This is a genomic window from Phyllobacterium sp. LjRoot231 (assembly GCF_964253365.1).
Lineage (GTDB): Bacteria > Pseudomonadota > Alphaproteobacteria > Rhizobiales > Rhizobiaceae > Phyllobacterium.
In genome coordinates this window covers 397936-415573 of the sequence record NZ_CAXUQT020000004.1, presented here as the reverse complement: position 1 = coordinate 415573, position 17638 = coordinate 397936, and the positions used below count along the sequence as shown (strand labels likewise).

The window sequence follows — 17638 nt, the reverse complement described above, 5'->3', positions numbered from 1 at the left end:
GGTATCCATTCGGTCAGGTCTTTGCACTAATGGTGCTGTATTGTGGACCGATCCTTTCAAGTACCATCCGGACGTCAAATGATGCGAGGATCCTCGCCAACCTGGATAGGGTTGAGCATGGAATCGCCGTTTTGCTGAAAGGAATGAAGATGGCAGGCGTATTCATAGATTCAAGCCTGAGTGACGACGAACGCCGTCGCCGACTCTATTCCGGTGATATTTTCATCTCCTGCGCCACCGACACCACCAGGGAGCTTATTGCTCTGGCAAAGTCGATGCTCGATGAAGCCTTCGCCCCGCATGATCCGCGAACGATCCACAAGCATATGACCCCGGAGGAAGTTGCGGCCATCCTTTCCAAGATGAAACCGGCATTCATCCATCATCCGGAATGCAAGCGGCTTATTCCGTTGATCATGAAGGAAAGCGGCATTGATCTCGAAAAGCTCTATTTCGATGTGCCACGGATGCGCTCGGCCTATCCTTCGCATTTCCTGTCGTCGGGCATAGCCTATGCCTTCCATCCGCACCGCGATACCTGGTATTCCGCGCCGATGTGCCAATTGAACTGGTGGCTGCCGATTTACGAAATCAACCCCGACAATGCGATGGGCTTCTACCCGGATTATTTCAACGAACCGGTGAAGAACAATTCCGAAATCTACAACTACTACGAATGGAACAGCAATAACCGCGCAACCGCCGCCCAGCACGTCAAGAGCGATACGCGCGAACAGCCAAAGCCACAGCAGGAACTGGGTTCCGAGTCGCTGCGCTACCTGCCTCCGCCCGGCGGCATCATCATCTTCTCGGGCGCACAACTGCATGAAACCGTGCCGAACACCACTGATATCGCCCGCTACAGCATCGATTTCAGGACTGTGCATATTGACGATGTCATCGCGCATCGGGGCGCCGTCAATCTCGACTCGCGCTGTACAGGAACCACCATGCGTGATTATGTCTGCGCAGCGGATGGACGGTCTCTGCCAGAAGAAATCGTCAAACTGTATGATGACGGTTCAGCCACATCGGACAAGATTCTACGCTTTGGCGACAGGCTTGCGGTGACTGCCGCTGAGTGATCAGAGCAAGCAGTCCAGATTTGGGGGCGGATCGAATATCGTAGCGATGTCGCAATTCTTGGACGCAGCGGAACGTTACCGCTTCGTACTTTAATTCATGGCCAATCGACCGGCCGCTACGATCAGGAGTCCGCCCGCTGTTCCTTCAACCCATCTGCGGCGACGATCGCTGAAGCTGCCTTTCTTTCCAGCTGTGGCAATCACGATGCTCAAGTTCGCGTAGACGATCCCGCAAAGGGCGATGAAGATCGCGGACAGGATAAGAGCCTGTAAGCCGATGCTGCCGCTATGCTCCATGAACTGCGGCAGGATCGCAAAATAGATCATCATGCCTTTGGGATTGAGGAATGCGGTCAGGAACCCCCGCTGAAGCTGGCCTTTGGCCGGCTCGGCCGAAAGGGTAAGCTGCCCCACTTTCATCGCTGACCGGAGAAGCTGGAAAGCCAGATAAATCAGATACCCGACACCAAACCAACGCAGCGCCTCGAACAGCACTGGGGAGGCTGCGACTATAGCGGCTACGCCGAGCGCGACGAGGGCAGAATGAACGACGTAGCCAAGACAAATGCCTGCGGTCGAACGTAGACCGGCGACCGCTCCCCCTGATAGAGCTTGCGATGCCACAAAGAGCATGTCTGGGCCGGGGGTGCAGATCAAGGGCAGCACCGTTGCGGCGAAGAAAATCATCGTTCGTGTTTCCATGATTGGAATCATAGGGCAACAACTTCGCAATTTGGTTGCGAAGATGCCAATAATTGACATAGAATTGGCATGTAAAGCTCTGTGAGGAAGAAAGTTAGCATTGAATGCCAACAAAACTGGATGATATAGACAGGCGCATCCTTCGCGCCCTGCAACGCGATGGGCGGATGCAGAATGTGGAGCTTGCCAAGGAAGTGGGCTTGTCCCCCTCCCCCTGCCTGCGCCGTGTGAGGCTCTTGGAGGAGGCCGGAGTGATTGACCGCTATGTGGCGGTCCTCAATTCCTCAAGGATTGGCCTCGGCTTGTCGATGTTTGCACGGGTCTGGCTGACGGCACAGGATGCGGAAACCATCGATCACTTTATGGAGGCAATGAAGCAGCTCCCCCAAGTGATGGAGTGCTATATCATGCTCGGGGAAAGTGATGCCCTGCTGCGTGTGGTCGTGGCCGATCTGGATGAGTACCGGCGCTTTCAGGCTGCACACCTCACACGGAAAAATGGGATTCAGAACGTCAAGACCGACGTGCCAAGCCAGATTGTGAAGCAGACCTACGCACTGCCGCTATGATGTTCCGGCGCCGATACGAATCTCCTGACTTTTAGAATGCAGGGCCGTTAACGAGTTGCACCGGCGCGCACAGCCGCGCGGCGAGTGCCAAGATAAAATGCCGAGTTTTATGCAGATACTCATGGGACCCTGCCTAAGCGAGGTAAGCGGGGTCCCGACACTGTATGTTACAGTAACGTACTTCACTGGCGGCAGGTAATGAGAAATACCTCTGCAATCGCATCGTTAAGTTGATACGTCGGCCGTACTGCTACAGACTTTCATCAGCACACGAGCGACATTTGAAAGCGGGAACGTGGGGAACGCTGCCGCTGGTCTATTCGGAAGGGATTCACCGTTGGGGGAGCGAAGCCATGGCTCTATGCCGTAAGAGACTACTGTCTGCTTTGGTAATCTTCACTGCATTGACATCGTCAGCGATTGCGCAAGAGAGCGCCGAAGACCTGGCGAAGAAACTCTCGAACCCGATAGCGTCGCTCATCAGCGTGCCATTCCAGGGCAACTATGATGGCGGCTATGGGCCGAACGACGGCAGCAAATATACGATCAACGTTCAACCGGTCATCCCGTTCACCCTGAACGAAGACTGGAATGTGATCTCCCGTACTATCGTCCCGATCGTCTGGCAGCATGACATCGCCGGGCCATCCGGAGATCAATTCGGTCTGGGGGATACAACCCAAAGCTTGTTCTTCTCTCCTAAGAAACCGACCGCTTCCGGCATTATCTGGGGGGTGGGCCCGGCCTTCCTTCTGCCGACTGCCACTGATGATTTGCTTGGCGGCGAGAAGTGGGGTGCGGGCCCGACCGCTGTGGTTCTCAAGCAATCTGGTCCTTGGACCTATGGCGCTCTCGCCAACCACATCTGGTCGTTCGCGGGTGACGATGATAGTGAGGATGTCAACTCGACGTTCCTGCAGCCCTTCATTTCCTACACGACACCGAAAGCCTGGACCTTCGCGCTGAACACCGAGAGCACCTATAACTGGGAGGCAGAAGAATGGTCCGTTCCCATCAACTTCACCGTCGCGAAGCTCGTGAAGGTCAACAAGCAGCCAATTCAGTTGACCGCCGGTGTCCGCTACTGGGCCGAGAGCCCTGACAACGGGCCTGACGGATTTGGTGCACGTCTGGTCATAACGTTTTTGTTTCCAAAGTGACGGAGATTGTCTGTCGAACTCAACCCCAAAAATAAACAACAGGGGAAACGCCATGATATCGATCCGAAGCAAGGTCTCATTGCTGGCAATTCTGATTGCGGCAATCAATCTCAACGGTGGAGGCACAGCCTTTGCGGAAACGGCGGCATTGAGACCTCCAGCCATTCTCACTCCTGACACGGTCGATAGCCGGGTCGGCAAGCTCGATTTCTAGGACGGTGCGCCAAGCGCAGAAACCCTGCAAAAAGTCTACGACAACCTGGATTTCACCCACGCCTTCGATGCGTTCATGAACACTATGCAGGGCGTCAGTGTGGCGGCCATCGACAAGGGTATGCAAAGCATTGGCGTGAAACACAACGAAATTCTTGTGTTCTCCAAATTGATGGATGCCAGTTCGCTGTTTCTCACAGCCAATGCTGACACTGTGTACTTCTTTGGCGTCCTTGATCTTACCAAGGGGCCCATGGTGCTTGAAGTGCCACCCAAGTCGCTCGGCGCAATCGACGATTACTGGTTTCGCTGGGTGACTGATTTCGGCGCTCCCGGACCCGACCGGGGCGAGGGTGGAAAATACCTTGTCGTGCCGCCCGGCTACGATGGCCTTTGCCGGAGGGTGGCTTCTATGTGTCCCACGCCAAAACGAACAACGTCCTGTGGTTCGGTCGATCGTTCCTGGAGAACAACGATCCCGCCCCGGTGGTCGAGGGGATCAAGGCCAAGACCAAAATCTATCCCTATGAAGTCGGCGGCGTCGGCACCAGCATCGCTGAGTTCTTGGCTGGCAATGCCAAGCTCGGCAAAATCACGGAACCGCCAGCCACGGTGTTCCATGAAGGCACGGGTGTCGCGGTCAACACTGTCCCGCCCGGTGACTTCAGCTACTACGAGATGCTCAACGAGATCGTGCAAAACGAGCCAGCTACCTCTCTTGATCCCGAGTTGATGGGACGGTGCTGTCACATTGTTTGAATTAAGACGCGGAAGACCCCCGCTCCGGTTCTCAGGCGAGTTGATGAGCCACAGCATTCCATTCGGCCATGGCCTTGCGGCGATGGATGAGGATTTGTGAAGCGGATCGGTTTACGCGGGATGGAACGAAGAGGTTGCGGACGGATGAGAAGATTGACAGGAATTGCTGTAAGGACCCGATGGATCGAAACCCTTGCCGTGTCCGCTCCCGTTTTCGAAACGGCAGATGAGAATTCTCTTCACGGTTGTTAAGCCCCTTATGAGACCGGTGCTCGACATGTGGCATGACCTGGCGCTTTGCCGCTCCATATGAGCGCAGCTTGTCAGTGATCATGCGCTTGGGCGCCATGCCTTGCTTCTTCAGCAGACGGATTAACAGGCGTCTGGCAGCCTTAGTGTTCCGGCGCGTTTGCACGATTTCATCCAGAACGTATCCGTCATGGTCGACCGCACGCCAGAGCCAGCATTTCCTGCCGTTGACCCGCACGACAAGCTCATCGAGATGCCAGACATCCTCATGCGAAGGCGGCTTGCGGTGTAAACGGCATGTATAATTAGCGCTGTGTTTGCGACACCATCGACGGATGGTCTCGTAAGAAACGACAACGCCGCGCTCGAGCATCATCTCTTCGACTTCGCGCAGGCTAATGTTGAAACGAAAGTAGAGCCAGATTGCGCGGGCGACAATCTCGATGGGAAAACGATGGTTTTTATAAGTAGGCGCTGTCTGGCTCATCCGAAACAATTACCGCACAGCGGTTGATGGAAAATCAATGTGACAGCACCCTTGGGACCGATGGCGTTTCGTCGAACGACACAGCACGCATCTTCGACGTCATGCGGGTGGCCGGGCTGATCCATAGCGTCTCCGGCCCGGATCATGATCAGTGGATCCGTGCTGAAGAGATCCTGACCATGGCGACGATCGGTGGGGCACGCAGTGCCATGCTGGAGAATGTCACCGGTTCGCTCGAAGTCGGCAAGGCCGCTGATCTGCTGATCCTTGATCTCACCACCCTCAGTTTCACCCCGCTCAACGATATCGCCAAGCATCTCGTCTATGCAGAGAATGGTTCTTCCATCGAAACGGTGATGATAGCGGGGCAGATCGTCGTCCATGACGGCCGCCTGCAAACGATCGACGAAGCCGCGATACTGGCCGAGATCCGTGAGCTTGTCCCGGCACACCTCGCCGCGCATGCCGAACTGGAGGCACGGAACGCAGCGTTCCACTCCACCATGGCTGAAATCCATCGGCGCGCCACGTCCACAGACATCGGCATGAACCGCTATGCCGGAGATGAGCGGCACGACACAGATCCGTGTACATCGATTAAGCCTCGGGTTTGCTAGCGAATAGTTTGTGCCACCCTGTCATACGGACACATGGATCGGAACAGGCGGCGGAGAAACTGTCAGTAGAGTTTTCGTTGCGAAATTATGATAAGGATCCGATTTCGATCGGCATAGTATGTACAATGCCCTCAAGGCTCCCAAAAACCGGCGCGCCATGTACCAAGTGCAGCAGGGCCCCGCATTCTTAATCCGATCAGGCGGCGGCTTTCTTATACCGCTGACTGCTTTCGATAAGTTCCCGTGTATAGGGATGACGGTTGTTGTTGTTACGCAAATCATGGGCCGTTAATTCCTCCACGATCTTGCCACCGTTCATCACCACAAGGCGGCTGCACATGTGGGCAGTGACAGCCAGATCGTGGCTCACAAGGATATATGTCAGTTCCTTCAACTTGCGCAGTTCGGAAAGTAGATTGAGGATTTCAGCCTGGACGGAAACATCCAGCGCGGAAGTGGGTTCATCGAGCAAAACAACGTCTGGCTCTACTATCAGTGCTCTGGCAATTGCAACTCGTTGGCGCTGACCCCCTGATAGTTGATGAGGGTAGCGTGTGCGGAACGATGGGCTGAACCCGACGTCGGACAGCGCCTTTTCGATTATCTCCGCAGAACGAGGCATGCCTTGTGCCCGCAATGGTTCGAATAAGGCGGTTCCGATCGTGTGGCGTGGATGCAGAGTCCCGTATGGATCTTGGAAGACCATTTGAACAACCCGCATTTCCTGCGCCTTGCGGGAATGTGAAAGCTCGGTGCCACCAATCCATATGCGTCCCTCCCAGCCGGTTTCGAGACCACCGAGGCGCTGGTGCATGAATGCAGCTGAAATTGTCAACGGACGCAATTGGTTCTTTGATGTCGGCGATTACGCGTGCTTTTCTTGGCAGCGGACAGAGTTCGAGCGTGCACATGCCAGCATGCGATTGAGCACGATGCAGCCAATGGCAACCTCGGTCTGCTGAGCCGGAAACGAACGTGCCCGCAGGCGTCGACCGATCAGCCCCTTGTATCGACCGATCGCGGTCTCGACCAATGAGCGTTTGCCATAGCCGGTGGTTGCCTGCCATTTCAGCCGACCGTCTTTTGCGATCGCCGCGATGTGCTTGTCTCTTTGATCAGCAGGCGGCCCCGTATCGCCATTGCTTCCCACCGCCGTCGAACGAGGTGGAATGACGATGTTGGCGGTATCGCTGTGTTCAAGAACGGCCCGGTAGGTGGGCTTGCCGTCATAGGCGCCGTCGGCTGTGACTTGACCAATCTCACCATCGATCTGGTTGAGCAATGGCTCCACCTGCGAAGAATCATCGGTGTTCTGATCGGTCAATGTTTCTGCGACAATGTCACCGTTATTGGCGTTCACCGCCAGATGGAGTTTGCGCCAGTTGCGCCGCGATCTGGTGCCATGCCTGGCTTCCAGCCATTGGCCAGCGCCGTATATTTTCAACCCAGTGCTGTCGATCAGGACATGGATTGGCCCGTCCGGCATGGACTGCATGCTTCCGGCTGCTGGTCGTTCCCACTTCTGAGCCCGGCGGCTCAATGTCGTATGATCAGGGACCGGTAGCTGTAAGCCGAGGAGATCGAGCACCGAGCGCAGGAATCCCTCAATCTGGCGCAGACGTAAATGGAAGATGCAGCCCAACGTCAGCGCCGTTTCGATGGCGAAATCGGAATATCGGCGCTGACCACCACGGGTGTCTCGTCGAGGCGCATGCCATTTGTCCAGAGCATCCGGTGTCATCCAGAACGTCAGGCTGCCGCGCTGGCGCAGTCCAGCCTCGTAGTCCCGCCAGTTCGTCACTTTGAACTTCATCTTCCTGATACGATGGCGGCGGGCGGCATTATGTTTGAAGGGCATGGCTCGGATCAGACTGATTGCGATCCAACGTGCCTACCTCCAAACCATTGAAAAAGGATCGATGCACCAAAGCCCTTGGTTGATGCATCTGCCCCTCCAGCAGATGGACCAGATGACCAGCGCCGATCCGTCGGTCATTCGCAATTTCTGCCAGAATCTGATGCACGGTGTCGATGTCCTCCTCAGAGTGATCCACGATCTGCAGGAGCCCGATCCTGATCGTAGGATAGCCTCTGTCCTGCAACGCATGACATGGAGTAGCGAACATGTCCTGTTGACGCAGACTGAGGTCGGCACCATGGCCAGCGTTTCACGCAGACAGGTCAATGCTGCATTGAAGCGATTTGCGAAGAACGGATGGGTGAATACCAGCTATGGATCGATCACGGTCCTGAATGCCGAAAAGCTGCGACGCTTCGCAGCGGAAGACCTGTGCCCCGTCAGCGCCGTGTGAGACAAAATTGGTTTAATTGAGAAGAGAGGATTTCTGGTTCATCGTAGCTCAATCAAAGGAAGCGAAGATGAGAGCGGAAGATGGGGGATACCCGGTTTTGTGCTTGCAGGGGGTAGGGGCAAGTCGGCCCCTCTGCCCCTTCTCTTTCGCAAACAATCGGACGGCAGCAGCCGGCCGTCAGGTGTTACATCGCCCTCGCGTTCCCGCCTCGGGCTGGCGCGTGCCGCGCCAATAACCCTTCCATACCAGGTGCAACGCCGGCGCAAGAGCGCAAACGCACGAGAGAGCCCCTCTCGTGAACTGACCCCCAAAAGCTGGACATCAATCCAACCTTTGGGGTGTCTTCATGGTGAAGTACGATGAGAATTTCAAGCGCCAGATCGTGGAGCGCTATTTGACTGGGAAGGCTGGTTTTAAGGCGTTGGCCAAGGAGTTCGGACTGCATCGGGCGCTTATACAGCGTTGGGTGGCTTTGGTGCATCGATCTTTTTTCAATGGTTTGGAAGTAGGCCTGTTGGATCGCAATCAGTCTGATCCGAGCCATGCCGTTCAAACATAATGCCGCCCGCCGCCATCGTATCAGGAAGATGAAGTTCAAAGTGACAAACTGGCGGGAATACGAGGCAGGTCTTCGCCGGCGTGGTAGCCTGACATTATGGGTAACGTCGGAAGCATTGGCCGGATGGCATGCGCCCCGGCGGAGAATCCGTGGCGGCCAGCGCCGGTATTCCGATCTTGCCATTGAGACAGCCCTGACACTGGCTTGCGTATTCAGCCTGCCCCTTCGCCAGACCGAGGGATTCATCGGGTCGATACTTGATCTTTTGGGACTGCAACTGCCTGTCCCTGATCATACGACCTTGAGCCGCCGGGCACAGAAATGGGAACGACCAGCCGGAAGACTGCCGTCGATGCCGGACGGGCCAATCCATGTCCTGATCGACAGCACTGGGTTGAAAATATACGGCGCTGGCCAATGGCTGGAAGCCAGGCACGGCACCAGATCGCGGCGCAACTGGCGCAAACTCCACCTGGCAGTGAACGCCGGTAACGGTGACATAGTCGCAGAAACATTGACCGATCAGAACACCGATGATCCTGCGCAGGTGGAGCCATTGCTCAATCAGATCGACGGTGAGATTGGTCAAGTCACAGCCGATGGTGCCTATGACGGCAGGCCCACCTACCGGGCCGTTCTTGAGCACAGCGCTACTGCCAACATCGTCATTCCACCTCGGTCGGCGGCGGTGGAAAGCAATAGCGATACGGGGCCGCCCGATCAAAGAGACAAGCACATCGCGGCGATCGCAAAACACGGTCGGCTGAAATGGCAGGTAACCACCGGCTATGGCAAGCGCTCATTGGTCAAGACCGCGATCGGTCGATACAAGGGGCTGATCGGTCGACGCTTGCGGGCCCGTTCGTTTCCGGCTCAGCAGACCGAGGTTGCCATTGGCTGCATCGTGCTCAATCGCATGCTGGCATGTGCACGCCCGAACTCTGCCCGCTGCCAAGAAAAGCAGGCGTAATCGCCAACATCAAAGAACCAATTGCGTCCGTTGACAACTCCAGCTGCATTCATGCACCAGCGCCGATGGAGAGCTCTTTCTGCCGAACGCATGCATGCACGGCCTCGAAGGGATTATCGCGAAGGACAGGAACAGCACCTATCGCTCCGGGAGATCCGTCGACTGGCTTCGACACATCAACGAAACTACCAGCCGGACGGTCTACCATGTTGGCCGATCGAGGAAGATACTGACGGCCACCAGGCGCGAACTGGAGCAGGAACGCGAGGTAGCCGAAGGGTTCGGCCTTGGCCTTTTCGTTCGTCATCCTCGTCGCCTGCTGGACGCTTTACTGGGCCGTCAATTTTCCACAAGTTGTGGCGGGCTGGGAAACGACCACGTACCATCAAGAATCTCTTTATGCGGTTCGTAGAGGCGAACGAGATAGTTCCAGCCCTCCATGATCGGCAGACAGTTCCCGGTGCTTGCAGTGCAACCGCCGAACCGGATCGTGTAAGAGCCATCCGCGTCCTTCTTCGCGGTGAGGTCGTTGAGGCTGTAGGAGTTGAGGTCGTTTTGTTGGAAATAGCCTTCCTTGTTGTACAGACTGATCGACCAGAAACCACTGACCGGCACGTCCTTCACGGTAAGTTCGTACTTGCCATCAGGCAGGTTTGGTTCGACGTTCACATAATGAGCTTCCTTGTCCGGCAGGCCACCCCAACCGGCGGCCGAGCCAAGGAGAAAGCCGACCGGGTCTACGTCCGCCTTGGAACCGAAAAATCCCGTAGTTCCTTTCGCGCTCTTGGCCAACTCAAGCAACGCTTTGAGCGTCGTTTCGTAGCTGGCACGGTTATAGTCCGGCAGGACAAACGCATTTTCCGAGACCGCTTCGATCTTCATCTTGTCCTGAAGTTCGTTCACCTTCTGGATGTCCGCTTTGTCTTGGGCGTTGGCGAGAACGCGCACTCCGGCGGCGACGTACTGCGTGTTGAACGTTCCGGTCGTCAGTTTGTAGGTTCCACCACCGTGAAAGGTCTCGTTCACATAACCATCATTGTTGATTATCATCAGCGACATGTAGCGGTCGCCAGCATCCGGTAAGGTTACGGTCGCGCCTTTCGAAATGTCGATAATCGCGAAACTGTAAAGCGTGTCACGGTTCATGCGGATGATATTCTGCTTGTCGATTGGCACTGGCTCACGATTGTGCTGCCATTTGTTGATACCGCCAGACAATTTAAGGATGCCATCAAACTCCATGTCGGCTTGCGCGCGAGCGAAGTTGGTCACGTTGACGGCAATCGGATCGCTGGCAGCAGGCCCAACCTGCGGGGCGGCCAGTAAACTGGCGATGGCCAGAGCGAGTGTTGCGACGAGGTTTTTCACAAGAAACTACCTTTCATTTGTTGTTCGAAGGTGGAACCAGTTGGCTTTTGCTAACCGGCCCAGTTTTGGTGGTCATCCGCTTAGTAACAGGGCGGATAAGGATAAGGCCCGCAGGCAGGCCGCGCGTAGTACGGATAGGGCGCTGCCATGGCGGCTCCAGCTACGGCTCCCCCATACCAAGCACCACGGTACGCCGTACGACGGGCCACGCCCGCAAATGAGCGCGGGGTAAATGGCATTCCGATGATATCGATGAAGGTCGACGCCGGTCCGTCAGCGCCATCGAGGCTGCCCTCCAGCACCTCCACATCAAAGCTCAGATCGTCACCATCTATCTTGGGAGCATTCAGGGTGACGACAGCGTCAAGGACATCGCTCCCGTCCTTCATGAGCACGGACACGGTCGCGTTGGGAGGGTCGGCAGCGAAGCTGTCCTTGCCGGTCGCCCATTCTTCGAGGAGGTGAGCCGTCAGAACGTGGCCCGCGGCCCGCACCGGGCGATCGGCGAACATAATTGAATTCGATGAAATCCCGGTGAGGACGAGTTTCCCGTCCTTCAAACTGGCACCCTTCGAGTTGAGCACGATGAGCGCAGGTTCGACCTGCGGCTTTGCTGATCCGATGGTCTTGGTCGCCGGGGCCTTGATGGCATTCGGCTTGTCCTGCGCCAGGACGCTTCCGAGTGCCAGGAAGGAAATTGCGACTGCTAAACTCAGAGATTTCAGTTTCCTTTGCATAGTATTGTTCGTCCTCCGTGTGTTGACTTTCAAGAACGTTCTCCCCTGTCAGAATGCAGCCATACGTTCGACGAAGCTGAACGAGGCCATCGCGTAGGTTGCGGTGAGGAAAGCGGTGTGACCGTTGCCATCGTTCGGGCGTAGTCGCCATCATAGTTGCCCTGGAATGGCACTCTGATGAGCGAAGCGATGGGGTTCGAGAGTTTCTTGGCGAGATTTACTGCACTCTCTTGCGCCTGCGCCGAAGGGATAACTGCATAAACTGCGACCGGAGCGGATAGAAAGCCCAAGTGCAAGACCATCATAAACATCCCCATTCCTCATTTGCACGACTGCCTTTACCGCTTGTTCCAACCAATTGCAGGAACCGGCGATAGAAGGAAGTACGTAACTGTTAAACCGACCATCAGTGCTGCCGCAGTCATTGCCCCGCACTTACGATCCTTAGTGCAGTGAAACCTACCGCAGCGCTGCTCCTGCGGTGAGTATCTTACTGTAACCTACGTCCGAGATTACCCGTTGCCTGATGCATCTTGAGACTACACCACGAACGCGGATAACTACTCCTGACCGCAGTAGCGCGCTGTTGCTGTTCCGATTGTCTGGAACTTCCCGTTGCTGGTTACTGTCGTTGCGCAGATCGTCGTCGGCAACGACTCGGATGTCTCGCGACCGAACACCTTGAGTTATACCAGTTCTTGTTCGACTGATCGGTTTCGACAAGCTGGATACCCGGCTGTGCATTGGTGATCGTCGAATTGCCCGTCATGGCAGGCGTGGCTTTGAGGACATAGTCCGCGAGCGTGACAGATGTGGCATAGGTCGCGTCGGCAAAGCCTTTGGTGACAACGTCACCGCTTGCTGCCGGTGCACCCGTGTTCTGGACCTTGTACCCGCCCATATCGAGGGCTGCCTGCATGCCACCCTTGCCGGAGCGGGACAGGGAGTCAGTCAGCTGCGCGGCGACATCCGTGAAATCAGCATTTACCTCCGTCGCCTTCGCAGGCGTATTCGGAACAAACGTGATCGGAATGCTGGAATTGCCTGTCGGGCTTCTTGGCATGGGTATGCTCCATAGAAAAAGCCGCCCAATGGACGGCTATCGACTCTTTAATTTTTGGGAGGCATCATGTCAGCTGTGGGAGGCCACCATGACTGGACATATATCGATTTGCGAAGCTATCCGGCAACGCAAGCTGATTAGGTTCACATACGACGATCACGTGAGGACTGTTGAGCCGCATCTTGCCGGTTACGACAGCAATAGGGATTTAACCTTGAGTGCCTGGCAATTGTCAGGAGGAAACGGCGAAGGCTGGCGCGCGTTTCATATTTCCAAGATAACCGCGCTGACCATAACTGGGCATAGTTTCGAAGGGACGAGACAAGGCTATAACCCACGTGATCCGCGCATTCCTCAGGTGATTTGCCATCTATGAGGCGTTGGTGCGGCGCTGTCACATTATTTGAAGGACAGGCGCGTTAAGGCCCGTACGGACAGTTTCAGACGAGCTGGCCGCTGACGGCTTTCCACTGGGCCATGGCTTGCAGTCGGTGATTGCGAATTTGGGTGGCCGAAGGTTTTGTGTGATCTGGAACGAAGAGATTGCGAACGGCGGAGAACAGCGAAACAAAATGTTGCAGGCTCCCGATTGATCGGAATCCCTGGCGCATTCGTTCCCGCTTTCGAAACGGCAGATGCGAGTTCTCCGCCCGGTTGTTCAAGCCCTTGTGTGAGCGATGCTCAACACCCGGCATGACCTGACGCTTTGCCGCTCCATAGGAGCGGAGCTTGTCAGTGATCATGCGCCTCGGCACCATGCCCTGCTTTTTTAGCAGACGCATCAGCAAACGTCTGGCAGCCTTGGTGTTGCGGCGGTTCTGCACGATCTCGTCGAGGACATAACCATCTTGATCGACAGCCCGCCATAGCCAGCATCGCCTGCCATTGATCCGAACCGCAACCTCGTCGAGGTACCAGACATCACTGCCGGAAGGTGGCTTTCGGCGAATGCGCCGAACATAGGCGGGACCATGTCTTCTGCCCCATCGGCGGATGGTCTCGTAGGAGACAGCGATCCCGCGTTCCAGCAGCATTTCCTCAACGTGGCGCAGGCTGAGCGGAAACCGGTAATAGAGCCAGACCGCACGGGCTATAATCTCTGGCGGGAAACGATGGTTCTTGTAATTGGCGATGGGCGGCTGGTTCATGCCCATGATCAATAGCGACTATTCGTTAAGCCCAAAACAAGGTGACAGCGCCCTTTGAGCTTATTGTCGTATCGACCAACGGTTTGCTACCGCTGGATTCACGCACATCTGACATAATCTATCCCGTTCTTCTTTATCGTTGCTGCATCGATGTGACTGCCTGCTCTCGCTTGGGAAAGCTGCACCCAACAGGGATCGCGGAGTTGCGCCTCTAATCTTGTTATTTTTTTTGCATTTGGCCTTTTTGGGCCAATTCATCGAGCATGCGTTTTGCATCACTATTCCCCTGAGAAGATGCTTTGCGCCACCAGTGGACAGCGGACCCGCTGTCCATCGGCACGCCACGTCCGGCGGAGTACATCACCCCCAGGTTGAATTGAGCTTGCGGCACTCCCTGTTCAGCGGCCTTTCGCCACCATTCAATCGCCTTGACGTCGTCCTGCATCACGCCTCGACCGCTGAAGTACATGTTGCCTAGGTTGAATTGAGCTTGAATGTTGTTCTGCTCTGCCGCTTTGCGGTACCATTGAACAGCTTGGGAATCATTTCGAGGCGTGGTAGTTCCCAGATCGTACATCAACCCAAGACTGAATTGAGCAGCAGGATTTCCTTGTTCAGCGGCCTTGAGATACCATGCTGCCGCTTGGATTTGATTCTGCGGTTCGCCTCTGCCGCTTGCATACATAAAGCCAAGAGTAAATTGAGCTTCCGCAACCCCTTGGTCAGCGGCCTTGCGATACCATGCAGAGGCCTGAGCTTCGTCGTGCGGTACACCAGTTCCTTGGAAAAACATATTGCCGAGGTTGAATTGGGCTGCGGCATTTCCCTGCTCCGCGGCCTTCCGATACCAATTGGCTGCTTGTTCATCGTCCTTCGGCACACCTTTGCCGTGGAGGTACATGTTACCGAGATTAAATTGCGCCCCACCAAATCCTTGATTCGCGGCCTTTTGGTACCATTCGGCAGCAACCGTATCGTCCTGGTCCACACCAGTTCCATTTAGATACAGATTGCCCAGCGCAGCCTGAGCCGCGGCATTTCCTAGTTCAGCAGATTTTCGGTACCACGCTGCAGCCTGGGTTTGATTTTGGACAACCCCTCTGCCTTCACTGTACATGAGCCCAAGCATGGCTTGAGCCTCACTAACGCCTTGTTCAGCGGCTTTTTCAAACCATTTAGCTGCCAACGGTTCGTCAACAAGTACTCCCAGGCCCTGGAAATACATTACTCCGAGGCGATATTGTGAGTTCGCATCACCTTGATCCGCAAGGGCCTTCAACTCAACTAATGCTTTTGCATAGTTCTTCGCAGCGAACGCAAAACTTGCAGTCGAAGCATCTGCACATGCGGTCGCCGGCATTAAGATAGAAAATGCTGCTATCGAAATGACAAATGTCAGCGTTCGAGCGCTGCTTAACGGCGCGCGCGCTACACCAATTGAACTCACCCAGGCACCCCCGATATACGCGACAAAACTGTATTTTACCTGATTACTGGTAAAAATTATTTATCCTGTTTGCTCGATTACTGTCAATTGGCCTAACGAATATTTTTTTAGATGGCTGACGCCAAATAATTACAGTATTAATCAGAATATCTAGTAGCATTTCATTTATATCCCATATTACTTTTAATCTATGCGCGTACCGATAGGAAACCAAGTTCCATTTCTTCATCCGAATTTCCTGGGTTGCTTGACCGCTTCAGACATTAGCCAAGTTTCGCCTTGATCACTAACTCCAAACTCACCCAAAAGGAAATGGCACAATCCAACTGATCATCGAACGTTCAGTACCAAGATCCCGTTGGCAAAGAATGGTACGGATCTGCGCCTTCGGAAAGGCAAACCATGATAGAGAACCGCCTCTATTTTTTCACACTTCCCCAGTATTGAAACCCAAATGTTATTTGGAAGAAATATGCCGACATGGCACCGCCTTGTGCACCAACAAAGATTGACTAATTTGGCTAACGGACAAGAATTGGGCGCTAGATGACGGCAGACTTTTTCAAAACTTTGAAGTTATCAATGAGCGGAGCCCTCCTTCATCGTGTGGACATATTCATCGATGCTGGCACAAAGGTTTCGCTAAAATTGAAACAGGAGCGGGACACTGGTCAGAAATACATTGTTCTCGATGTGAAAACAGCAGACGGCGGTTCAAGTGCCATACGTGCCTATGAAATTGGTGAGTTCCTATTAATTGCTGAAAGATTGTCGCACGCTATCAAAGAGATGAGTGAAAAGGTTCAGCCCTAGCATTTTCCTCGCTGATTGGATCGAGAGAGGTTTTCAAATCAGAACGGATTTGATTCAACCTGGAGATGAGGCCGGTGTCGATTTACACTTGAAACTGGGACTCAGGCATTGAATGTTCTCAATAGTTTACGTGAGATCGATGTGCAATTTTTGGCACTTTAAGTGAGACTGCAGAGGGTATTTCTGATACTCAAAACGGGATTGGTAGACCGGTCGATCGACCGTAATGTCGGTGCATGAATTCGTCCGTTACCGACACTGACCTGAATCAACAAGCGAGTGATGACGGTCAAGAAGACTTTCTCCGTGACCTGCTTCACAACTGAAGCAATTCAGGAAGGCATAGAGCGTATCACCGACGAACATCGAATCCTGGAAGCCTTCTTTGGAAAAGGAAGCCACGTTCGCCTGCACTACCAAAAATTACACTTCAATTGAGACTCTAGTTGAAAAAGTCTCAATTGAACTGTCGACGTTTGGCAAAAACTCCCAGAGTCTCAGTTTGAAGTGTAAATCGACAACAAGAACGACTGTGGGCTCACGCTTCGCGAAAAAATGGCTTGGTAATTTCGCGCAATGGCCGCCGCAATTCGCCGGATTTCAACGGTTCAGCGGCGGAGGCCAACGAAATTCGACGGGAGCACGAGATACCGGAGAACTTTCGATTCGAGGAAAAACAATCAAAGGCTCCGGAGCGCGTGCGAAAAGCAATATTTATGGGCAATTTGGCGGCCCGGGCACGACATTCATTCCCAGCAGGATTGATGCGACCTAACCGATGGTGCCATCGCCGCCACCAAAGTGCGACGAAGATGTGGGTGCCATCTTCGCAGTCTAGCCTTTTTCAGAGTAGCGCGAGGCCCATGGTGATACGGTCCGGATTCTGGTTTGGTAGAAGAGCACTATACGCAACAGCTCCGACGGTCTCCTTCACTAATGTCTTCGGATGTTGGGCAGGCGATCCGGTCAACTTTCACCACGCATTGATCGCATGAAACGAGGTGAGAAACATGAAAAATCGATCCTTCCCCAAGCGGCTCGGATTCGCCATCAGCGGGCTCCATGAGGGCTGGAGACGTGAGCGCAGTTTTAGAACACAAATAGTGATGGGGGTCCTGGTCGTCATCGGCGTCCTGTTCCTCGGCGCATCAACAGCCTGGATGGCAATCATCGCTCTGGCGATTGCCCTGGTTCTGGCGGCGGAATTGTTCAATTCCGCGCTGGAAACGTTGGTCGATCACGTGCATCCAGAAATCCACGCGGAAATCCGTGTCGTGAAGGACATGGCCGCCGGCGGCGTGCTGCTTGTCAGCATTGGTGCGGCGGTTGTCGGCGTGTTATTCTTCTTTGCGCAACGCTAGATTACGAACCGGAGCGAAA

21 protein-coding genes and 3 pseudogenes are annotated in these 17638 nt (G+C 54.7%); 15 read left to right on the top strand and 9 right to left on the bottom strand.

Features of this window, described 5'->3' with window-relative positions; genetic code table 11:
• Positions 1-149: 149 nt before the first annotated feature.
• Entirely contained in the window at positions 150-1085 is a 936-nt protein-coding gene (locus ACSQ3H_RS30700; protein WP_436120783.1) for a hypothetical protein, read from the top strand.
• Positions 1086-1175: 90 nt separating this feature from the next.
• Here ACSQ3H_RS30700 and ACSQ3H_RS30695 read toward each other — a convergent pair whose 3' ends face one another.
• Positions 1176-1787 (bottom strand): LysE family translocator, encoded by a 612-nt coding sequence (locus ACSQ3H_RS30695; RefSeq protein ID WP_436120782.1) that lies wholly within the window; start codon positions 1785-1787, stop codon positions 1176-1178.
• A 104-nt stretch (positions 1788-1891) separates the two neighbouring features.
• On the opposite strand from ACSQ3H_RS30695, the gene ACSQ3H_RS30690 reads away from it, so the two are divergent.
• The 5 genes and pseudogenes from ACSQ3H_RS30690 (at position 1892) to ACSQ3H_RS30670 (ending at position 4488) form a co-directional block, all read left to right on the top strand.
• Positions 1892-2356: an Lrp/AsnC family transcriptional regulator gene (locus ACSQ3H_RS30690; RefSeq protein WP_436120781.1), complete on the top strand. Its 465-nt coding sequence runs from the start codon at positions 1892-1894 to the stop codon at positions 2354-2356.
• Between the two features lie 353 nt (positions 2357-2709).
• A complete protein-coding gene (locus ACSQ3H_RS30685; protein WP_436120780.1) occupies positions 2710-3516 on the top strand; it encodes a transporter in 807 nt (268 codons plus the stop codon).
• 52 nt (positions 3517-3568) lie between these two features.
• Positions 3569-3730, top strand: coding sequence for a hypothetical protein (locus ACSQ3H_RS30680; RefSeq protein WP_436120779.1), 162 nt, complete (start codon positions 3569-3571; stop codon positions 3728-3730).
• A 75-nt stretch (positions 3731-3805) separates the two neighbouring features.
• Positions 3806-4093 (top strand): annotated as a pseudogene (locus tag ACSQ3H_RS30675) (DUF1254 domain-containing protein); the annotation flags it as partial.
• 50 nt (positions 4094-4143) lie between these two features.
• Complete coding sequence (locus ACSQ3H_RS30670; RefSeq protein ID WP_436120838.1) at positions 4144-4488, top strand: hypothetical protein; 345 nt, start codon at positions 4144-4146, stop codon at positions 4486-4488.
• A gap of 31 nt (positions 4489-4519) precedes the next feature.
• Here ACSQ3H_RS30670 and ACSQ3H_RS30665 read toward each other — a convergent pair whose 3' ends face one another.
• Positions 4520-5224, bottom strand: a complete 705-nt coding sequence (locus ACSQ3H_RS30665) for an IS6 family transposase (protein WP_436120778.1) — start codon at positions 5222-5224, stop codon at positions 4520-4522.
• 26 nt (positions 5225-5250) lie between these two features.
• Here ACSQ3H_RS30665 and ACSQ3H_RS30660 point away from each other — a divergent pair, with 26 nt between their 5' ends.
• A complete protein-coding gene (locus ACSQ3H_RS30660) occupies positions 5251-5841 on the top strand; it encodes an amidohydrolase family protein (RefSeq protein ID WP_436120777.1) in 591 nt (196 codons plus the stop codon).
• Positions 5842-6037: 196 nt separating this feature from the next.
• Here the strand turns inward: ACSQ3H_RS30660 and ACSQ3H_RS30655 are convergent, their stop codons facing one another.
• Positions 6038-6655, bottom strand: coding sequence for an ABC transporter ATP-binding protein (locus ACSQ3H_RS30655; protein WP_436120776.1), 618 nt, complete (start codon positions 6653-6655; stop codon positions 6038-6040).
• A gap of 51 nt (positions 6656-6706) precedes the next feature.
• Positions 6707-7699, bottom strand: coding sequence for an IS5 family transposase (locus ACSQ3H_RS30650; RefSeq protein ID WP_436120775.1), 993 nt, complete (start codon positions 7697-7699; stop codon positions 6707-6709).
• Positions 7700-7760: 61 nt separating this feature from the next.
• Between ACSQ3H_RS30650 and ACSQ3H_RS30645 the strand changes: the two genes are divergently transcribed.
• The 4 genes and pseudogenes from ACSQ3H_RS30645 to ACSQ3H_RS30630 form a co-directional block, all read left to right on the top strand.
• Complete coding sequence (locus tag ACSQ3H_RS30645; RefSeq protein ID WP_436120774.1) at positions 7761-8153, top strand: Crp/Fnr family transcriptional regulator; 393 nt, start codon at positions 7761-7763, stop codon at positions 8151-8153.
• Between the two features lie 346 nt (positions 8154-8499).
• Positions 8500-8622, top strand: a pseudogene (locus tag ACSQ3H_RS30640) (transposase); the annotation flags it as partial.
• Between the two features lie 73 nt (positions 8623-8695).
• Positions 8696-9682 carry an IS5 family transposase gene (locus ACSQ3H_RS30635; RefSeq protein WP_436120773.1) on the top strand — a complete coding sequence of 329 codons (987 nt, stop codon included), beginning with the start codon at positions 8696-8698 and terminating at the stop codon, positions 9680-9682.
• A 58-nt stretch (positions 9683-9740) separates the two neighbouring features.
• A pseudogene (locus tag ACSQ3H_RS30630) lies at positions 9741-9854 on the top strand (non-homologous end-joining DNA ligase); the annotation flags it as partial.
• 167 nt (positions 9855-10021) lie between these two features.
• On the opposite strand, the gene ACSQ3H_RS30625 reads toward ACSQ3H_RS30630, so the two are convergent.
• The 3 genes from ACSQ3H_RS30625 to ACSQ3H_RS30615 form a co-directional block, all read right to left on the bottom strand.
• A complete protein-coding gene (locus tag ACSQ3H_RS30625; RefSeq protein ID WP_436120772.1) occupies positions 10022-11050 on the bottom strand; it encodes a DUF1214 domain-containing protein in 1029 nt (342 codons plus the stop codon).
• Positions 11051-11130: 80 nt separating this feature from the next.
• On the bottom strand, positions 11131-11787 hold the full coding sequence (locus tag ACSQ3H_RS30620; RefSeq protein ID WP_436120771.1) for a hypothetical protein: 657 nt from the start codon (positions 11785-11787) through the stop codon (positions 11131-11133).
• 622 nt (positions 11788-12409) lie between these two features.
• On the bottom strand, positions 12410-12850 hold the full coding sequence (locus ACSQ3H_RS30615; RefSeq protein ID WP_436120770.1) for a hypothetical protein: 441 nt from the start codon (positions 12848-12850) through the stop codon (positions 12410-12412).
• Between the two features lie 88 nt (positions 12851-12938).
• Here ACSQ3H_RS30615 and ACSQ3H_RS30610 point away from each other — a divergent pair, with 88 nt between their 5' ends.
• Positions 12939-13226 (top strand): WYL domain-containing protein, encoded by a 288-nt coding sequence (locus ACSQ3H_RS30610; RefSeq protein WP_436120299.1) that lies wholly within the window; start codon positions 12939-12941, stop codon positions 13224-13226.
• Between the two features lie 64 nt (positions 13227-13290).
• On the opposite strand, the gene ACSQ3H_RS30605 is transcribed toward ACSQ3H_RS30610, so the two are convergent.
• Complete coding sequence (locus ACSQ3H_RS30605; protein WP_436120769.1) at positions 13291-13998, bottom strand: IS6 family transposase; 708 nt, start codon at positions 13996-13998, stop codon at positions 13291-13293.
• A gap of 220 nt (positions 13999-14218) precedes the next feature.
• Positions 14219-15445, bottom strand: a complete 1227-nt coding sequence (locus tag ACSQ3H_RS30600; RefSeq protein WP_436120768.1) for an SEL1-like repeat protein — start codon at positions 15443-15445, stop codon at positions 14219-14221.
• A 582-nt stretch (positions 15446-16027) separates the two neighbouring features.
• Between ACSQ3H_RS30600 and ACSQ3H_RS30595 the strand changes: the two genes are divergently transcribed.
• From ACSQ3H_RS30595 to ACSQ3H_RS30585, 3 genes are all read left to right on the top strand, one after another.
• The gene (locus tag ACSQ3H_RS30595; RefSeq protein WP_436120767.1) at positions 16028-16258 is read left to right on the top strand and encodes a hypothetical protein; all 231 of its coding nucleotides are present in this window, start codon (positions 16028-16030) and stop codon (positions 16256-16258) included.
• Between the two features lie 385 nt (positions 16259-16643).
• Entirely contained in the window at positions 16644-17033 is a 390-nt protein-coding gene (locus ACSQ3H_RS30590) for a hypothetical protein (protein ID WP_436120766.1), read from the top strand.
• A gap of 235 nt (positions 17034-17268) precedes the next feature.
• Entirely contained in the window at positions 17269-17619 is a 351-nt protein-coding gene (locus ACSQ3H_RS30585; protein ID WP_436120765.1) for a diacylglycerol kinase, read from the top strand.
• Positions 17620-17638: the final 19 nt, after the last annotated feature.

Excerpts from the sequence above, each read along its gene's own strand:
- ACSQ3H_RS30695 (WP_436120782.1), bottom strand. The coding sequence starts at position 1,787 with ATGGAAACACGAACGATGATTTTCTTCGCCGCAACGGTGCTGCCCTTG.
- ACSQ3H_RS30645 (WP_436120774.1), top strand. The coding sequence starts at position 7,761 with ATGCACCAAAGCCCTTGGTTGATGCATCTGCCCCTCCAGCAGATGGAC.
- ACSQ3H_RS30690 (WP_436120781.1), top strand. The coding sequence starts at position 1,892 with ATGCCAACAAAACTGGATGATATAGACAGGCGCATCCTTCGCGCCCTG.
- ACSQ3H_RS30650 (WP_436120775.1), bottom strand. The coding sequence starts at position 7,699 with ATGCCCTTCAAACATAATGCCGCCCGCCGCCATCGTATCAGGAAGATG.
- ACSQ3H_RS30605 (WP_436120769.1), bottom strand. The coding sequence starts at position 13,998 with ATGAACCAGCCGCCCATCGCCAATTACAAGAACCATCGTTTCCCGCCA.
- ACSQ3H_RS30655 (WP_436120776.1), bottom strand. The coding sequence starts at position 6,655 with ATGCACCAGCGCCTCGGTGGTCTCGAAACCGGCTGGGAGGGACGCATA.
- ACSQ3H_RS30660 (WP_436120777.1), top strand. The coding sequence starts at position 5,251 with ATGGAAAATCAATGTGACAGCACCCTTGGGACCGATGGCGTTTCGTCG.
- ACSQ3H_RS30585 (WP_436120765.1), top strand. The coding sequence starts at position 17,269 with ATGAAAAATCGATCCTTCCCCAAGCGGCTCGGATTCGCCATCAGCGGG.
- ACSQ3H_RS30615 (WP_436120770.1), bottom strand. The coding sequence starts at position 12,850 with ATGCCAAGAAGCCCGACAGGCAATTCCAGCATTCCGATCACGTTTGTT.
- ACSQ3H_RS30685 (WP_436120780.1), top strand. The coding sequence starts at position 2,710 with ATGGCTCTATGCCGTAAGAGACTACTGTCTGCTTTGGTAATCTTCACT.
- ACSQ3H_RS30595 (WP_436120767.1), top strand. The coding sequence starts at position 16,028 with ATGAGCGGAGCCCTCCTTCATCGTGTGGACATATTCATCGATGCTGGC.
- ACSQ3H_RS30700 (WP_436120783.1), top strand. The coding sequence starts at position 150 with ATGGCAGGCGTATTCATAGATTCAAGCCTGAGTGACGACGAACGCCGT.
- ACSQ3H_RS30610 (WP_436120299.1), top strand. The coding sequence starts at position 12,939 with ATGACTGGACATATATCGATTTGCGAAGCTATCCGGCAACGCAAGCTG.
- ACSQ3H_RS30620 (WP_436120771.1), bottom strand. The coding sequence starts at position 11,787 with ATGCAAAGGAAACTGAAATCTCTGAGTTTAGCAGTCGCAATTTCCTTC.
- ACSQ3H_RS30635 (WP_436120773.1), top strand. The coding sequence starts at position 8,696 with ATGCCGTTCAAACATAATGCCGCCCGCCGCCATCGTATCAGGAAGATG.
- ACSQ3H_RS30680 (WP_436120779.1), top strand. The coding sequence starts at position 3,569 with ATGATATCGATCCGAAGCAAGGTCTCATTGCTGGCAATTCTGATTGCG.
- ACSQ3H_RS30665 (WP_436120778.1), bottom strand. The coding sequence starts at position 5,224 with ATGAGCCAGACAGCGCCTACTTATAAAAACCATCGTTTTCCCATCGAG.